The sequence below is a fragment of the Neisseria sp. CP9 genome (genome assembly GCF_047758525.1).
GTDB lineage: Bacteria > Pseudomonadota > Gammaproteobacteria > Burkholderiales > Neisseriaceae > Neisseria.
The window spans coordinates 2,788,639-2,804,371 of record NZ_CP180502.1; the positions used below are offsets into that span (position 1 = coordinate 2,788,639).

The 15,733-nt window shown below is 47.4% G+C and carries 15 protein-coding genes and 2 tRNA genes; 6 read left to right on the forward strand and 11 right to left on the reverse strand.

Features of this window, described 5'->3' with window-relative positions:
• The first annotated feature begins 8 nt into the window (after positions 1-8).
• Both ACMYUL_RS13540 and ACMYUL_RS13545 read left to right on the forward strand, forming a co-directional pair.
• A tRNA-Ser gene (locus ACMYUL_RS13540) sits at positions 9-99 on the forward strand.
• Between the two features lie 81 nt (positions 100-180).
• Positions 181-270 (forward strand) — tRNA-Ser (locus tag ACMYUL_RS13545).
• 476 nt (positions 271-746) lie between these two features.
• Here ACMYUL_RS13545 and lolD read toward each other — a convergent pair.
• Both lolD and ACMYUL_RS13555 read right to left on the reverse strand, forming a co-directional pair.
• Positions 747-1,427: a lipoprotein-releasing ABC transporter ATP-binding protein LolD gene (gene lolD / locus ACMYUL_RS13550; RefSeq protein WP_070512138.1), complete on the reverse strand. Its 681-nt coding sequence runs from the start codon at positions 1,425-1,427 to the stop codon at positions 747-749.
• Positions 1,420-2,670: a lipoprotein-releasing ABC transporter permease subunit gene (locus ACMYUL_RS13555; RefSeq protein WP_070512136.1), complete on the reverse strand. Its 1,251-nt coding sequence runs from the start codon at positions 2,668-2,670 to the stop codon at positions 1,420-1,422. The genes lolD and ACMYUL_RS13555 overlap by 8 nt, the downstream gene beginning before the upstream one ends.
• Before the next feature lie 224 nt (positions 2,671-2,894).
• On the opposite strand from ACMYUL_RS13555, the gene ACMYUL_RS13560 reads away from it, so the two are divergent.
• Entirely contained in the window at positions 2,895-3,182 is a 288-nt protein-coding gene (locus ACMYUL_RS13560) for a hypothetical protein (protein ID WP_003760695.1), read from the forward strand.
• Positions 3,183-3,238: 56 nt separating this feature from the next.
• Here the strand turns inward: ACMYUL_RS13560 and recR are convergent, their stop codons facing one another.
• The 3 genes from recR to ACMYUL_RS13575 all read right to left on the reverse strand — a co-directional run bounded on the left by recR (position 3,239) and on the right by ACMYUL_RS13575 (position 6,367).
• Entirely contained in the window at positions 3,239-3,844 is a 606-nt protein-coding gene (recR, locus tag ACMYUL_RS13565; protein WP_070512133.1) for a recombination mediator RecR, read from the reverse strand.
• A gap of 196 nt (positions 3,845-4,040) precedes the next feature.
• Entirely contained in the window at positions 4,041-5,891 is a 1,851-nt protein-coding gene (locus tag ACMYUL_RS13570; protein WP_070512130.1) for a SurA N-terminal domain-containing protein, read from the reverse strand.
• A gap of 125 nt (positions 5,892-6,016) precedes the next feature.
• On the reverse strand, positions 6,017-6,367 hold the full coding sequence (locus ACMYUL_RS13575; RefSeq protein WP_070512126.1) for an ArsC family reductase: 351 nt from the start codon (positions 6,365-6,367) through the stop codon (positions 6,017-6,019).
• A 197-nt stretch (positions 6,368-6,564) separates the two neighbouring features.
• Here ACMYUL_RS13575 and ACMYUL_RS13580 point away from each other — a divergent pair, with 197 nt between their 5' ends.
• A complete protein-coding gene (locus ACMYUL_RS13580; protein ID WP_415771146.1) occupies positions 6,565-7,419 on the forward strand; it encodes a YgfZ/GcvT domain-containing protein in 855 nt (284 codons plus the stop codon).
• 124 nt (positions 7,420-7,543) lie between these two features.
• On the opposite strand, the gene ACMYUL_RS13585 is transcribed toward ACMYUL_RS13580, so the two are convergent.
• From ACMYUL_RS13585 to ACMYUL_RS13605, 5 genes are all read right to left on the reverse strand, one after another.
• Positions 7,544-8,887: an aldehyde dehydrogenase family protein gene (locus ACMYUL_RS13585; protein WP_415771148.1), complete on the reverse strand. Its 1,344-nt coding sequence runs from the start codon at positions 8,885-8,887 to the stop codon at positions 7,544-7,546.
• A gap of 213 nt (positions 8,888-9,100) precedes the next feature.
• Positions 9,101-9,892 (reverse strand): RTX iron-regulated FrpC family protein, encoded by a 792-nt coding sequence (locus tag ACMYUL_RS13590; RefSeq protein WP_415771150.1) that lies wholly within the window; start codon positions 9,890-9,892, stop codon positions 9,101-9,103.
• Between the two features lie 234 nt (positions 9,893-10,126).
• A complete protein-coding gene (gene yddG, locus ACMYUL_RS13595) occupies positions 10,127-11,050 on the reverse strand; it encodes an aromatic amino acid DMT transporter YddG (RefSeq protein ID WP_148132271.1) in 924 nt (307 codons plus the stop codon).
• A gap of 67 nt (positions 11,051-11,117) precedes the next feature.
• Positions 11,118-11,243 (reverse strand): hypothetical protein, encoded by a 126-nt coding sequence (locus ACMYUL_RS13600; RefSeq protein WP_283118430.1) that lies wholly within the window; start codon positions 11,241-11,243, stop codon positions 11,118-11,120.
• Between the two features lie 12 nt (positions 11,244-11,255).
• Entirely contained in the window at positions 11,256-11,684 is a 429-nt protein-coding gene (locus ACMYUL_RS13605) for a hypothetical protein (RefSeq protein ID WP_070496223.1), read from the reverse strand.
• Between the two features lie 316 nt (positions 11,685-12,000).
• Here ACMYUL_RS13605 and ACMYUL_RS13610 point away from each other — a divergent pair, with 316 nt between their 5' ends.
• Positions 12,001-13,773, forward strand: a complete 1,773-nt coding sequence (locus tag ACMYUL_RS13610) for an assimilatory sulfite reductase (NADPH) flavoprotein subunit (protein WP_415771153.1) — start codon at positions 12,001-12,003, stop codon at positions 13,771-13,773.
• A 297-nt stretch (positions 13,774-14,070) separates the two neighbouring features.
• Positions 14,071-14,862, forward strand: coding sequence for a hypothetical protein (locus ACMYUL_RS13615; protein ID WP_415771155.1), 792 nt, complete (start codon positions 14,071-14,073; stop codon positions 14,860-14,862).
• Here ACMYUL_RS13615 and ACMYUL_RS13620 read toward each other — a convergent pair.
• Positions 14,844-15,691, reverse strand: a protein-coding gene (locus ACMYUL_RS13620; protein ID WP_099048405.1) for an IS630 family transposase whose coding sequence is annotated in 2 segments (ribosomal slippage) — positions 14,844-15,376 and positions 15,376-15,691 — 849 coding nt in all. Because the reading frame shifts where the segments join, the coding sequence is not laid out codon by codon here. The genes ACMYUL_RS13615 and ACMYUL_RS13620 overlap by 19 nt on opposite strands.
• Positions 15,692-15,733 lie beyond the last annotated feature (42 nt).

Sequence of the window (15,733 nt, forward strand, 5' to 3'; positions counted from 1 at the left end):
CAAGAAACGGAAGCGTGGCAGAGCGGTTTAATGCAACGGTCTTGAAAACCGTCGAGGGTTGATAGCCCTCCGTGAGTTCGAATCTCACCGCTTCCGCCATTTCTTGAAAATAGAAAAACCAAATAAAAATGAAGTGAAGCCCAGCCAACAACATTTTTATTTGGTTTTACTTTATTCTACGGAAACGTGGCAGAGAGGCTGAATGCAGCGGACTCGAAATCCGCTGAGGGTGCAAATCCTCCGTGGGTTCGAATCCCACCGTTTCCGCCAAACCGGACAAAAGCTGCTATTTCCATAGCAGCTTTTTGTGAATTTGCCTCCCAAGTATTGGGTATGTATAGTGGATGGATTCAACTTCAAGGGGCATTCAGTTTTCAGACAACCTTGGATTCGGATTTCAAGTACAACACTAGGATATCAGTGGTTGGAACAGATTCAAGAATATAGTGGATTAACTTTAAACCAGTACGGCGTTGCCTCGCCTTGCCGTACTATCTGTACTGTCTGTGGCTTCGTCGCCTTATCCTGATTTAAATTTAATCCACTATAAAACACTTGGCGTTTCGTAACCAAGTGTTTTTCTTGGGCGGATAAGGATGTTAATGTGTTGCATTGCAGGAAAGGCCAGTATGCTACCGCATACTGGCCTTTTTCTGTTATGGAAAGTTGCACTTCAAATCCGAATCCGCCGTCATCTGAAAAGTATCCATTGCTTTTTCAGACGACCTTTTCGTATTGCCGGATAGTTACTGCTCTTCCAAGCGTCCGTCGTGCATCAGCATGACCCGATCGAAACGGCCAGCCAATTCGTCATCATGCGTGACCACAATCAGGCTGGTATTCAACTCGGATTTCAGATCCAGCATCATATCCAGTACATTTTGCGCATTTTTACGGTCCAGATTGCCTGTCGGCTCGTCGGCAAGCAAGCATTTGGGACGTGTTACCAGCGCGCGTGCAATGGCGGCACGTTGGCGTTCACCACCGGAAAGCTCGCTGGGTCGGTGTTGTATGCGCTTTTTCAAACCCGCTTTTTCCAACATTTCAACCGCACGCTGTTCTGCTTCGGCTTTTTTCATCTTACCAATTAAAAGCGGCATCATGACGTTTTCCAAAGCGGAAAACTCAGGCAGCAAATGGTGGAACTGGTACACGAAACCCAAATACTGATTGCGCAGCAGACCCAGTTGTTTCTGTCCCAACTGACTCAAATCCTGCCCCATCAGTACCACGCTGCCGGAAGTCGGCTTATCCAAACCGCCCAAAATGTGCATCAAGGTCGATTTGCCGCTACCGGACGAACCGATAATGCTGACGCTTTGACCTTCGAGCACTTCGAGCCTCAACTGATTCAAAACGTTGACATTCAATTGACCGTCTTTGTAGCTTTTGCTGACATTATCGCATTTCAAAACTACTTTATTCATAGCGCAAAGCCTCCGCCGGTTGGGTTCTTGCAGCACGCCAGCTTGGATAGAGCGTGGCGATAAACGACAAAATCAGGGAAATGCAGGCAATCAGCACAACATCATGAACACTGACGTCACTCGGAATATAATCAATGAAATAAACTTGTGATTTGATGAATTGGAAACCAAACCAACTCTCTAACTGTTTGACAATACTGCCCACGTTCAAAGCCAGCGTGACACCGGTAATCACTCCGGTCAAGGTACCAAAAAAGCCGGCAAATACGCCCTGCACCATAAAAATTTTCATAATACTGCCCGGGGAGACACCCAAAGTCCTCAAAATGGCAATATCGGCTTGTTTTTCCGTAACCGCCATGACCAAAGAAGAAACCAAGTTAAAGGTGGCTACGGCAACAATCAGCAGCAGAATGATGAACATCACCCTTTTCTCCATTTCTACGGCCTCGAAATAACTGCGGTTGGTGTACGTCCAATCGCGCAACCATACTTCTTCTTGCAGATTTTTCGGCAGCAGTGTTTCGGTGAACGACGGCGCATTGATCGGATCGGCAAGTTTCAATCTCAAGCCTGCCGCATTTTCATCTAGACGGTACAAGACTTGGGCATCTTTCATGTGCGTCAATGCTAGAGTAGTGTTCAATTCATGGATTTTGGTTTTGACCAAGCCGACAACTTTAAATTGTTTCAGACGAGGTACAACACCGGCTGGCGTCACGTTGCCTTCAGGCGTAACGACAGTGATTTTTTCACCAACCTTTACATCCAAAGACTCAGCCAAATCCTGTCCCAAAATAATATCAAATTCGCCCGGCTTCAAATCATCAAAACTGCCCACAGGCATTTCTTTACTGTATTCAACGATTTTTTTTTCTTCATCAGGCAAAATCCCGCGGATTTGAACGCCTTGGACCTCACCCGCATTTGCCAGCAATGCCTGTCCGGAAACATAAGGTGCCGACTGAAGCACCTCTTTGCGTCCTTTAATAATCTCGCGCAGGCTCTCCCAGCTTTTACCGTTGCCGTTATCGTAATAACCCATTTCGGCATGAGGAGCCACTTTCAAAAGCTGCCCCCGTATATCTCTCTGAAAGCCCGCCATGACTGACAATACGACAATCAAAGCCATCACACCGAGTGCAATACCCACAATAGAAATGACGGTGATAAACGACATGAAGCCATTGCGTTTTTTTGCCCGCAAATAGCGCAGTCCTATCCAAGTCTCTAAAGAAGCCATTTATATGCCTCATCCGTTTGTCAAAAAACGCCTATTGTACCGTAAAACCGACAGGTCGTCTGAATACGCCGAAACGACCGAGAATAGAGACATCGCAATTTGTAAACCAAAGTCTTCTTATTCAGGGCTACCGTAAAATCGGCCGAAAAACTTGCACAATCATCTATTCGGCCTTATTCTGAAATCGCGGTAAAGTTTACCGCCATCAAAAAGGAAAACCATTAATGAACATCACAAAATTCTTAGCATTATCCGTTGCCGCTGCCGGATTGGCATTCAGTGCAAATGCGTATGCGGCTAAGGAGATTAAAATCAGTTCAAACAATACGTCCTATTCCGCTGCCGACGTGCAAAAACTTGCCGCAACCGCAGTCGGCATGGGTGTCAAAGAACCGGTCAGCCTGACCGCAGGCAGCGGTGTCGTCACCGTATCCGGCAGCAGCGCCACCAAATGTGCCTTCAAAGTAGGCAGCGGCGATACTCCGCAAATTCAAGGCGTAAGCTGCAAATAAACCGGCTTTGTTTGAAATAAGGTCGTCTGAAACGCGTTTTCAGACGACCTTGTTGTTTAATCCTTGACTGCGCGCCTTTCATAAACGGCCTGCGCCAAAGTCCCTGCATCGACATATTCCAACTCTCCCCCCAAAGGGATGCCTCTGGCAAGGCGGCTGACTTTATATGGAAGGTTTTTAAATAATTCTGCCAACACATACGCCGTCGCATCCCCTTCGGCAGTAAAGTTTGTCGCAATAATGATTTCTTCAACATCGGCGTTCTGCAACCTCGCCACCAGTTTGTCCAATGCAATGGCGCTCACATCCATCCCTTGCGCGGGACTAATTTGCCCCATCAGCACAAAATACAAACCATCATGGCAATTCGCAGTTTCCATATTGGAGACATCTGCCGGCATATGGACAATCATCAGGCGGCGTTTGTCCCGTGATTCGTCGGAACAAATATCGCACAAACTCCCTTCGCAAAATGTGTTGCACATCCTGCAATGCTGGACTTGCTTTAATGCGTATTGCAAAGCATCAACCAACTCCTGCGCCTGCTCCCGCTTGCTTTGCAGCAATTGATGCGCCATGCGTTGCGCGGATTTGGGACCGACATTGGGTAGAATTTTCAAGGCATTAATCAGCCGCGTAAAAGCATCGGGAGCTTTGCTCATGGTATTCAGACGACCTCTAACCGAAAAACAAGGAAAATCGGGATGTGTATAGTAGTGAAATCACTATATATTGATGGAGCAAGAAAGGCTGATTATATAATGAAAACGGTCGGATTTTCTCCGACCATTTTATTCTGTCTAAGCCAGGCGGGCAATCATGTTCGCCATCTTTGCCGCCTGCTTGTTCATCAACTGCTTACTCTGCCGAATTATCAACTTTTTGCGCACCTTGCTCGCGCTTGATTTCCTTGCTGAAATAACGCAGCAATGCATCAAAAATGTTGGCTGACTGCTGTTGCGCCAGCATTTGTTTGGCAGCAGGCACTTGGGAAGCAATATTTTCCGGCGCTGCAATGTTCTGCACTTCAACAATTACAGGAGTCGGCATGCCTTCCAGCAGCATGGCGTATGCAGGTTTACCATTTTGCGGACGGGCTTTAATCAGTTCATTGTAGGCTTCAGGCGCCATGGTCCGGCGTGCATCTTGCGCACTCAATTTCGATACTTCCGACCATTTCAAGTCAACTGCCTTGCCTGCCTTCAAAGCCTCGATGGCTTCTTTGGCTTTTTTGTCGGCCAGTTTTGCGGCTTCGCTGCGCAGATAAGCCAAACGCACTTCTTCTTGAACATCAGCGAAAGGTGCGGTTTTTTCTTCCCTGACTTCTTTGACACGAATAACCCAAACCGTATCTTTGTCCATGGAAATCAAATCGGAATTGTGTTTTTTCTTCAACACATCTTCACTGAATGCCGCATTAATCAACGCATCGGGCAAACCTGCTGCTTTTCCGTTGGCTTGAGTCAGCCAATCTTGATCCAAACTTTCCAGTTTCAGATTTGTTTTTTTGGCGACATCCGCCAAGGAGGTTGGCGTATTAAATGCTTCTTCAGAAAGCTTTTCTTTTGCCGAATTGAATTCGGAAGCAGCTTTTTTCAGCTTCAACTCAGCTTCAATACGGGCTTTTTCATGCTCAAAAGACACTTTGTCTTCAATATTCAAAACTTGGACAATATCGTAGCCGACCGGAGTTTGAACCACATCGCTGATTCCTCCTTTAGGCAGCGAGAACGCCACGTTTTCCAAATCCGTACCCAAGCCGCCGTCTTTAGACAGATAGCCCAAGTTGCCGCCTTTGGAAGCAGATGCGGTGTCTTTTGAATATTTTTTCGCCAAAGCAGCAAAATCGGCCGGCTTGGCTTTCAACTCTGCCGCAACTTTGTCTGCTTCGGCTTTGATTGCCGCGCGTACCGTTTCATCGGCATCTTGGGGAACCGGGAAGAAAATGTGGGCAATTTCACGGCGGGGCGAAAGATGGGGCGCCTGTTCGTCAAATGCTTTTTTCACTTCATCTTCGCTGACGGTCTGTTTGTCCGCCAAATCTTTTGCACTCAGGGCGATGTATTCCAATTTCACACCTTGTGGAATCAGATAATCTTTTTTGTGCGCCTCATAGTATGCCTTCAACGCGGCATCATCGACTTTTACTTGAGAAACAAAGGCTTCAGGATTGAATGTTACCGAACGGATATCGCGTGTCGCCTGAGTTAGCTTAACCAGTTGCTCTGCTTGCGCATCGCTGACAATCGCACCGTTTTGCACCAAATTGATCAAACTTTGCAGCGCATAACGCTCGCGGATATCAGCAACGAACTGATCTTCCGTCATATGGCGCTGGCTCAGGAAGTTTGAAAAGATTTGTTGGCTGAATTTACCGTTTTGATCGTGAAAGGTAGGGTCGTCCACGATCAGTTGTTTAAGCTGCTCTTGGGAAACTTCCACACCCATCAGCTTGGCACCTTCCTTCAGATAGGCGCGTTGAACCAAAGATTGGAATACGGCTCCCCGCGACGGGCTTTGGCCTTGAAGCTGCTCACCTTGCAACTCATTATTCAAAGAATACTCACTGATTTTTTCATCCCCTATTTTGACGATAAAATCAGAGCCGGGCGCAGCAACCGTGCTGACACCGAAGCCGACGAAGGTCAGCGCAATCAAACCCAACAAAATCTGGGCCGGAGTTTTATATTTTTCAACGGTATGGAACATATTATCTGAAGACGTAATGATTAAAATAGCAAACGCGCATTGTAGCGCGTTTTGCCTTGTTATGCACTCTTGGCAGAACGATGGCCCGACTTATTTTTCAGACGACCCTATCCCGCCGTATCGTGTTATTTTGAAAAAATTTCTTGATAGTTTTCTTCGGAAAAACCGACGAAAAACCGCCCTTCCTTTTCCAAAACCGGACGCTTGATGATGCTGGGCTGCTCCGCCATCAATCGAACAGCGCCATCGACAGTAGCAGCAGCGGCTTGGGCTTGCTTATCCAGCTTGCGCCACGTCGTACCACGTTTGTTCAATAAAACCTCCAACGGTATCTGCTCCAACCATTTGCTTATCGTGTCAACTTGCGGCGGGCTCTTTTTAAAATCCACAAATTGAAAATCAACGCCATGTTCTTCCAACCATTTGCGGGCTTTTTTCACCGTATCGCAATTGGGAATGCCGTATAACTGAATCATCTTGAAATCACTCTCTATCTTAAAGAAAAAGCGCCGTCATTTTAGCCGATTTTCCTTTTAATCAGAACAAAATGGGTCGTCTGAAACCTTTTCAGACGACCTCTACATGCTCTTCCCAAGTTTGAACGGCTTTTTTCATCAAGCATTTGTTCTTATAATATCGAACTATTCCATTGCTACCCGACAAAGGATTCCACATGCAAACCCGCCTGCCATTTTTTGGTGTCGTCCGAGTCAGCGGGGAGGACAGAGCCTCCTTTCTTCACGGACAATTATCCAACGACATCAACCATCTGAACGAAAATACCGCGTGTTATGCCACTTACAACACCCCGAAAGGGCGCGTGTTGGCAAATATGATCGTCCTCAACCGAGGAGAGGATTTGCTGCTGATTATGGCGCAGGATTTGATCGAAGCCATTATCAAACGGTTGCGTATGTTTGTCCTGAGAGCCAAGGTCATCTTTGAACCGCTGTCCGATTTTGCCGTCGCAGGCGAGCTGGACGAAGCTGCCTCGCCCTCTCCCGCTGCCGAACCTGCCCTGTCCTTTCCTGCCCAAGCAGACAATGGGGTATACACCATTACCCTGCCCCATTCAGGTCGTCTGAAAATCGGCGAAGCTGGGCTTCTGCCTGAATATGACACGGCAGCCGAAAACGCTTGGAACCTGCACGAAATCCGCAGCGGCTACGCTTGGATTTCGACGGCAACCAAAGAAACTGCCGTTGCCCAAATGCTCAACCAACACATCATCGGCGGCGTACATTTCAAAAAAGGCTGCTATCCGGGACAGGAAATCATCGCCCGCGCCCAATATCGCGGACAAGTCAAACGCGGGCTGGCGGTTTTGCGGGGCGATTCGTTGGAAGCCGCAGGCGTTGCCGTTCAAAACGGAGGCGAAGAAGCCGGACAAATCATCAATACCGCGCTGACCGATACCGGCAGCCTGAGTCTTACAGTTATCAAATTTTCCGCAGCACATGCCGATTTGACTGATGCCGACGGCAATGCTTTAAAACAAGAAACCTTGTTCTTTAAAGTGGATGCTTGAAGCGCGGAGATAGCGTAATAGGCTTTAAGTCAATCCGCTATCTCTCTGCACACGATAAAAAGGTCGTCTGAAAACGCAACATGGGGCAATCCCAGCGTTTTCAGACGACCTTTTCAATCCGTCCTTATTTCTGCCAATACGTTTTCACGTTCACAAATTCATACAGCCCGAATTCAGACAATTCCCGTCCGTAACCTGAGGCTTTGACGCCGCCAAAGGGTAGGCGCAGGTCGCTGCTGGTGTGGCGGTTGATAAAAACCGAGCCTGCTTGGATTTTTTCGGCAAAATCCCATGCGCGGCAGGTATCGGCGGTATAGATGCTGGCGCCCAGTCCGTAAGGCGTATCATTGGCAAGGGCGACGGCATGTTCCTCGTCCTTCGCCCGCAAAATCATGGCAACCGGCCCGAAAACCTCTTCGTTCCAAACGCGGCAGTCGGGATTCACTTTGTCCAACACGGTGGCAGGGTAAAACCAGCCCTTTCCTTCGGGAATGAATCCACCCGTCAAAACCTCTGCGCCGTGTGCGACTGTGTCCTGTACTTGAGCGTGTACGTTTGCGCGCAAGTCTTCGCGGTGCAGCGGGGCAAGTGTGGTCGCAGGGTCTTTGGGATCGCCTGTTTGCAATTTGGCGCATTCGGCAAGAAACAGGGGGATGAAGCGGTCGGCAACGGTTTCGGTAACGACGATTCGTTTGGCGGCATTGCAAGACTGACCGGCGTCGCGGAAACGCGAATAACAGGCTTCGGCGGCGGCGCGTTCGAGATCCGCATCGGGCATGACGATGAAAGGGTTGCTGCCGCCGAGTTCGAGGACGGTTTTCTTGAGGTGCATTCCCGCATGGGCGGCGAGCAGGCGACCGGTCTGCGTTGAGCCGGTAAACGCCATCGCATCGGTGTCTTCGATGGCTTTCAAGGTATCGTTGTTGTCCAGCCACGCACCAATCAGCGGGAGGTCGTCTGAAACCAGTTCCAGCAGCGCCGCGCTGACCCGCGCCACGCTGGGCGCAGGTTTGACGGCACAAGCATTTCCCGCACACAAGGCAGGAACGGCAAAACGCAAAACCTGCCAGACAGGATAGTTCCACGGCATGACGGCAAGTACAACGCCCAACGGCTCAAACCGCACCTGACTGAGGCTCGCCTGTGTAGCGATGGTCTTATGCGCCAGCAACTCGGGGGCAAGGCGGACGTAATATCGGATGAGTTCGACCGATTTATCCAGTTCGGCACGGCATTCATGAAGGCAGCGTCCAACTTCTTCGCAAACCATTTCCGCAAGCCGCTCCTTGTTTTGCGCCAAACGCTCGGCAAAGGCTTGCAGCAAAGCAGTCCGTCCGGTAACGCCCAACCGCGCAAACGTCTGCTGGCGCACCTTCAACGCCGCCAATTCTTGTGAAAATTCGGCATAACTCTGCGCTGGACGGCGGCAAAGGGTTTCGCCGGTATAGGCATTGATGCTGTGAAACATGGTTCGGCTCCTTTGTATGTCGGTTTTATTTTAGGTCGTCTGAAAATAAAGATGTTCTTTCAGACGACGTTTGTTTATCTTTGTTCATCAAAGATGGCGCGATTATATAGCAAACTCGGATAGAACATCTCCACACAGTTCTTTTCCCTTTAATTCAGCCTGTTGTTATCCATTTAAAATATTTATGAGTTAGAATCCTAAAATAAAATAAAATTACTTGATAAAACTTTTAATTAATTTCTCTATTTTTAGATGATATTCAATCAACTCTTGTTGAGAAGGCTGCTTAGAAAATTTTCCATATTCATGTGTACTGATACTAGGATAATAATCTACTGACAAACCATTTATGCATGAGTCAACTGCGATTGAAAAATGCGGTTCATTAAGTCTTTTTCCATTTTTTCTACCATCATCCCTTACTTGTATTCTTACTGGATTTTCATCATCCCTAATATAATTAAATTCATGATAGAACGGTTCTTCATTAAATCTTTCATATGCTTTATAGTCTTTAGAATAAGAGGTTATTTCTTTTGAACCGTACCTGAACATCATTTTCGTAACATACTTAGGATCTAAAAGGCATTCAGAATTTTTCTGAATCGAAATAGTGTCTATCATCGGTAGACCATCCTTCAATGCCTTAACGAATAAATCTTTATTCTCCCGATTGAAAGGCTCTAAAATCCAGGAATCTCCTTTGCGTTTGGCATGGACGTAAATATCAAACCTACCGCCCTTATGGATTTTTTCCTCGTCCGACATCCATCTTGTTGCCGAATCTCGGGACGAACCTGCCAAATAACCGTAAGGTACGCTCATCAACGTTCCATTCAAATCAATTTTAATATTTCTTTCAAAACCCGTTATGGGTATCTCATTATCCATTTTTACTTCCTCCTTATTTTCTGAAGATGGATAACAAGCTACCAAAGCGAATGAACCCAAAACTGCTATTAAAGCTGCTAGCTTCTTTAATACACTATCTTTTCCAGATTCCACTTTTACTCCTTCCTGTAACAGATTTCTGATTAATCAGATCGGCTGAAATACAATCCATTATCAATTTCTGATTTCTGAGAAAGTATCATATTTTCATAAACCAGCAATTTACTTCAGCTAAATGGTATTTAATTCAAACAAACGTATCATTACAATTGTAAATATAACAAAAATCGCCTGAAGATTTTTCAGACGACCTTTTGATATTTGCAAAGCCCTGATGCAAGAACCAAACTACTCGACTCGTCTGAAACTGAAATTCTGCGTTGCAAGCCAGCATACGCCTGAGCCGATGCAGACCATAATCGCGCCCTGCCAAAACTGTACAGACAGGGGCGCATTGAGCAGGAAGGAGGAAATGAGAGCCGAGAAAATGGGAATGAAATAGGAAGCGCCTGCCAAAACGGTCATATTGCCGCATGAAATGCCGATGTTCCAAACTGCGTAGCCTAACCCCATGCAGGCTGCGGCGGAGACGGCATAAAGTATGGAATCGGTATCAAAATGAAGGCTGCCGTAGCCGCCTGCGAAATATTTTGCCCACAGGATACAGGATACGAGAAGAAAGAAAAAACCAACGGCGTTGCCCTGCGCTTTCGTTCTGGCGGTCAGGGTGCAGTATGCTGCCCAAAACAGCGCGTCTAACAATGCCATGATGTAACTGAGCGGGTTGGTTCGGACGTTGCCGATAATTTCGGGCAGAGAAAATCCGCCGTCACCGCCTAAAACGGTGGCAATACCTATAAACGACAAGGCAAAGCCTATGCCTATCCACCATTTTGCCGGCTGTTTGTTAAACCAAACCGCGCCGATGATGGTAAACGTCGGCCAAAGATAATTGACCATGCCGACTTCGACCGCTTGGCGTGCGTTGTCGGCAAAACCGATGGAAAGAGACAGGCACAATTCGCAGCCGACGAAAAAAATGCTTGCCCAGAAAAGATAGCTGCGGCTGAACTGCCGCAAATTCGGCAATCCGAAAATAGCCAAGAGCAACAAAGTGGAAAGGCTATACATCACCGCCGCGCCACCAACCGCCCCCATGTGCAGGCTCAAGGCGCGTATCAATCCGACGACGGAACTCCAAAAGGCTACGGCAAGCAGACCTATGGATGTGGCTTGATTGGGGGTAAATGCGTGTTGGAGCAGACGGTTCATGATGTGTTGTGTTGAAATTTGTTTTATTGTGTAATTTTTTGATATTTTACGCCTCCTGTTTGCATAATCAAGAGGAAAGGTCGTCTGAAAACACGAGTGCAGATACTGCCAAACTGTTTTCAGACGACCTTTTGCTGTTTTCTGAATTTAATATTCCTTCCCCTAGAGACGAATTCAGTTTCATTTCAGTCATGATTTCTACTTATTACAATCGCAATTCTTCAAAATAGTTATTTATCGTCATATCTGAAACAGTAGCTAAATCTATCAATTCTGGGTTGATTATGTAATTTTTCAAGCTATCAGAATGATTCAAATGGTAAATAGTCGTCAACAAATTAACAAAATACCTTTCCCCTTTTACCATTATTTTTTCATCGACATCCGTTATAAAATAAATTTCCCTATCTTTCAGATATATGATTTGATTTTTCTTCAAATCTACCGTCCATTCCTCAATCGATTTATTCATGCGCGCATTTTGAATATACAGTTCAAACTGATGGCTATAAGAAAAATCTATTCCTACTTTAATAAATAAATCATCTCCAAAAAATTTGGATTCAAAATCAGCCCATAGCTCATCTTGAAATTTTTTATTTACTTCTTTTATGAAATCATTAAATTCAATCATCTGATTACCTCTGACGGCAGCTTTATATAAGCTGCTTTATTAGTTGTCCGATGGACATCTGCGCTTTTGCTGCCCTTAAAAATCTCAAAGGATTATAGTCGGGTCGTCTGAAAACCGATATCGACCCTATCTCCCTCTTCCAATCCAGAATATAACGAAATCGCATTAAATTAAAACCAAGCATTCTTTCCGTTTTTCAGACGACCTGTTTACAGTATCGCCACTGTTTTCAGAAAAATTCACCATTCAACCAAACAATTAAAGCCGCGCAGGCAAATGCTCTGCCTCAAGCAGCCGTCCGCACAAAGGAACCGACATGACCCCAGCCAACCCGCTTCCCATCGAACTTTCCGCACAACTCGCCGCCCTCTCGCCTACACAGCTCGCTTGGCTTTCCGGCTACTGCTGGGCGCAAAGTCAAGGGGCGGCGGGCAGTTTGGGTGTTTCCGCTGCTGCCGTTGCCGCCACCGCGCGACGCGTGTTGGTCTTATCCGCCTCGCAAACGGGCAATGCGCGTGGCGTTGCCGAATCTTTACACACCAAACTTAAAACCGCAGGCGTAGAAGCCGTGTTGAGCAGCGCGGGAGACTTCAAAAGCAAAACACTGCCCGATGAAGACATCGTGTTGTTGGTAACATCCACGCAAGGCGAGGGCGAGCCGCCCGAAGAAGCCCTGCCGCTGTATAAATTCGTCTTCGGCAAAAAAGCCCCCGATTTGGGCAAACTCACTTTTGCCGTCTTGGGTTTGGGCGATTCTTCCTATCCCAATTTCTGCCAAGCGGGCAAAGACTTTGACGCCAAATTCGCCGAACTGGGCGCACGTCGTCTGAACGACTTGGGCATCTGCGATTTAGAGTTCCAAAGTGCCGCCGACGCGTGGATAGAAGCCGTCGTCCCCCAAGTTGCCGAACTTGCCGCGCAAACCGCAGCAGCATCCGTTACGACACCTGCCGCCCTTCAAACCGCAGGCGCTGTCTATACCAAAGACAAACCCTATACCGCCACCCTGTCCGTCCGCCAAAAAATCACGTCCCGTTCCGCCGAGAAAGACGTGGAACACATCGAAATCGACCTATCCGGCTCCGGACTGCACTATCAGGCAGGCGACGCATTGGGCGTACTCCCGCTCAACGCTCCCGCTTTGGTTCAAGAAATCCTTGATTTGCACCAATTAAGCGGGGAAGAAAAAATCCGCCTTTCAGACGACCTCGAAACCGACATCCGCACCGCCCTGACCGAGTCCGCCGATATCACGCAAAACACACCCGCCCTCGTGCAGCAATACGCCAAGTTGTCCGGCAGCGAAGCACTCAAAACCACAGCCGCCGACAAAGCCCGATTGGACGCCTACCTCGCCGCTACCCCGCCCGTCGGCGTCTTCGCCGCCTACCCCCATCCGCTGGACGCGCAAACCTTGTTCCAACTGTTCCGCCCCCAAACCCCACGCCTTTACTCCATCGCCTCCGCGCAAGACGAAGTCGGCGAAGAAGTCCACCTGACCGTCGGCGTCGTCCGCTTCGAACACCACGGCAACACCTACACCGGCGCAGCCTCAGGCTATCTGGGCGAACGTCTTGAAGAAGGCGGCGAAGTACGCGTATTCGTCGAACCCAACCCCAACTTCCGCCTGCCCGCCAACGGCGACACCCCCGTCATCATGATAGGCGCAGGCACAGGCATCGCCCCCTTCCGCGCCTTCATGCAGCAACGCGCCGCCAACGGCGACAACGGCAAAAACTGGCTCATCTTCGGCAACCAACGCCTCGCCGACGACTTCCTGTACCAGCTTGAATGGAGCGATTACCGCAAAGACGGCATCCTCACACGCGCCGACTTGGCATGGAGCAGACAAGGCGAACACAAAGTCTATGTCCAACACAAAATCGCCGAACACGCCGCCGAAGTTTGGAACTGGCTGCAACAAGGCGCACACCTCTACGTCTGCGGCGACGCCACCCGCATGGCACGCGACGTAGAAACCGCCCTGATCGACGTCATCGAAACCCAAGGCAAACTCAGCCGCGACGATGCCGAAGACTATCTCAACGAAATGCGCGAAGACAAACGCTACCAACGCGACGTTTATTGATACCTACCCAAACGAAAGGTCGTCTGAAAAGCCCAAATCGGGTTTTCAGACGACCTTTCGCATCATCAAGCCATTTATAGTGGATTAAATTTAAATCAGGACAAGGTGAGGTAACGCCGTCCTGGTTTAAAGTTACCACTATATCTCGCTAAACAAAGCAAACCATTCAGACACACCTTCCACCGCTTATCCCATCTGCTTTACCCATTATCTCAACCCAGCTAACATACAAAATTCATCGTCATTCCCATCCAACACAAAACCCGATTTATTTGTTACAAACCGCATCAGGATATTATGAACATCGAAAAAGTACAAAGAAGGTTATCAATAATGAAGACATTCAATAAAAAGCTGACTGTATTGGCAGGTTTGCTGGTTATGACGGCGTGTAACAATCAGCCGAACTTGACGCAAGATAGAAAGCAGGATGCAGAAGCCGTTAAAACCGCATCGACCTCGCATTTTGAATGTCATCCTTCCGAATATAAGTTTAATACGCCTCCTCGGCTCCCGCCTGCAGATCCTGCGGCATACCCGCGATATGAGCCTACGCATTTTGAGGTAGTTAAACGCCTGCCTATCCCCATGAATAAAGAACTGATTGTTCCTAAATTGCAAGAGTTAGGCTTTATAGAAAACAGCAATAACGAAATCTTTAAAAGAAATTTCGGGAAGAAAAACATGTATAGCGCCGCTGACTACCTTGCAAATCTTTTTTCTGTCACTATAGTTTTAAAAGACTTTGCCAATCCGGAATGTCCGTACGGTGTCGATATATATCATGTCAATAACAAGGTAGACGGTGTGGATGCTGTGATTGGGTATAACGGTCTGATCTTTAAAGACACTACCATCCCCGACTTAATCATTTCCACCATCGATCATAAAAACAAACCGGACCACCTGTTTAAAAACCTATTGGACAAACATATCCAAAACATCGAAGCCTTTAAACAGAAACAGCCGCTTAATGAAGAACTGATCAGCACGCGCGCCGTGTATGATGGCATTACCTATGAAATCAATTCTTTCAAAGGCGGCAGGTCAACTAATCTGCAAATTTATAGTCAATTAAAATCAAAATAGGACAGTAACGCATCGTCAAATCGGGCGTAATCAGACAATACGGTTCGCAGATACCGCTTAATATTCGCCCACACCTTCTCAATCGGGTTGAGCTCAGGTGAATAAGGTGCAAGAGGCAATACCTTATGTCCCCATTTTTCCGCCATTTCCCGTAAGACACCCATACGGTGAAATCGCGCATTATCTAAAATAATCACCGATTTTTGAGTCAATGCGGGCAGTAGGCATTGCTGAAACCACGCTTCAAAAAAGACTCCGGTCATCGTATTTTGATAAACCATCGGAGCAATCAGCCGGTTGCCGACTTGTGCGGACACCAGAGATAAGCGTCGGTATCTTTTTCCACTTATCTGCGCTTTCACTATTTGCCCTTTCGGGCTGCGGGCATAGGGACGGAACAGGTAGCGGTCAAATCCTGTTTCATCCAAATAAACACGTTGGTAGTCGGAAAATTCGGCCAGCTGTGTCAAATAATGCGTTACTTTGGCCGGATCTTGTTCTTTGTAAGTGGTGGTCTTTTTTTGCGCGTCATCCCCATCTGTTTGAGTGCATAGCAAACGGCGGCTGGCGTACAATCAAAATGTTTGGCGATTTCATGCAGATAGGCATCCGGGTGTTGCCCAACATATTGAGCCAGTTTTTGCCTATCCAATTTGACGGCATTTAGACCGGTAACTTGATGTTTTAGGCTGCCTGTTTGTTTTTTAAGGCGAATCCACAGGTAAAGCGTGTTTCTTGACAAGTTAAACGTCGCTGCGGTTTGGCTGATGTTTTTGCATTGTTCGTAATAGTTTAAAGCTTTGTTTCTTAAGTCCGCAGAGTATGCCATGGTTAGACCTTAAAAGTTGAGTATTGTACTATTTTATTTTTA

Excerpts from the sequence above, each read along its gene's own strand:
- ACMYUL_RS13585 (WP_415771148.1), bottom strand. The coding sequence starts at position 8,887 with ATGTTTCACAGCATCAATGCCTATACCGGCGAAACCCTTTGCCGCCGT.
- ACMYUL_RS13610 (WP_415771153.1), top strand. The coding sequence starts at position 12,001 with ATGACCCCAGCCAACCCGCTTCCCATCGAACTTTCCGCACAACTCGCC.
- recR (WP_070512133.1), bottom strand. The coding sequence starts at position 3,844 with ATGAGCAAAGCTCCCGATGCTTTTACGCGGCTGATTAATGCCTTGAAA.
- ACMYUL_RS13575 (WP_070512126.1), bottom strand. The coding sequence starts at position 6,367 with ATGATTCAGTTATACGGCATTCCCAATTGCGATACGGTGAAAAAAGCC.
- lolD (WP_070512138.1), bottom strand. The coding sequence starts at position 1,427 with ATGAATAAAGTAGTTTTGAAATGCGATAATGTCAGCAAAAGCTACAAA.
- yddG (WP_148132271.1), bottom strand. The coding sequence starts at position 11,050 with ATGAACCGTCTGCTCCAACACGCATTTACCCCCAATCAAGCCACATCC.
- ACMYUL_RS13605 (WP_070496223.1), bottom strand. The coding sequence starts at position 11,684 with ATGATTGAATTTAATGATTTCATAAAAGAAGTAAATAAAAAATTTCAA.
- ACMYUL_RS13555 (WP_070512136.1), bottom strand. The coding sequence starts at position 2,670 with ATGGCTTCTTTAGAGACTTGGATAGGACTGCGCTATTTGCGGGCAAAA.
- ACMYUL_RS13615 (WP_415771155.1), top strand. The coding sequence starts at position 14,071 with ATGAACATCGAAAAAGTACAAAGAAGGTTATCAATAATGAAGACATTC.
- ACMYUL_RS13560 (WP_003760695.1), top strand. The coding sequence starts at position 2,895 with ATGAACATCACAAAATTCTTAGCATTATCCGTTGCCGCTGCCGGATTG.
- ACMYUL_RS13600 (WP_283118430.1), bottom strand. The coding sequence starts at position 11,243 with ATGACTGAAATGAAACTGAATTCGTCTCTAGGGGAAGGAATATTAAAT.
- ACMYUL_RS13570 (WP_070512130.1), bottom strand. The coding sequence starts at position 5,891 with ATGTTCCATACCGTTGAAAAATATAAAACTCCGGCCCAGATTTTGTTG.
- ACMYUL_RS13580 (WP_415771146.1), top strand. The coding sequence starts at position 6,565 with ATGCAAACCCGCCTGCCATTTTTTGGTGTCGTCCGAGTCAGCGGGGAG.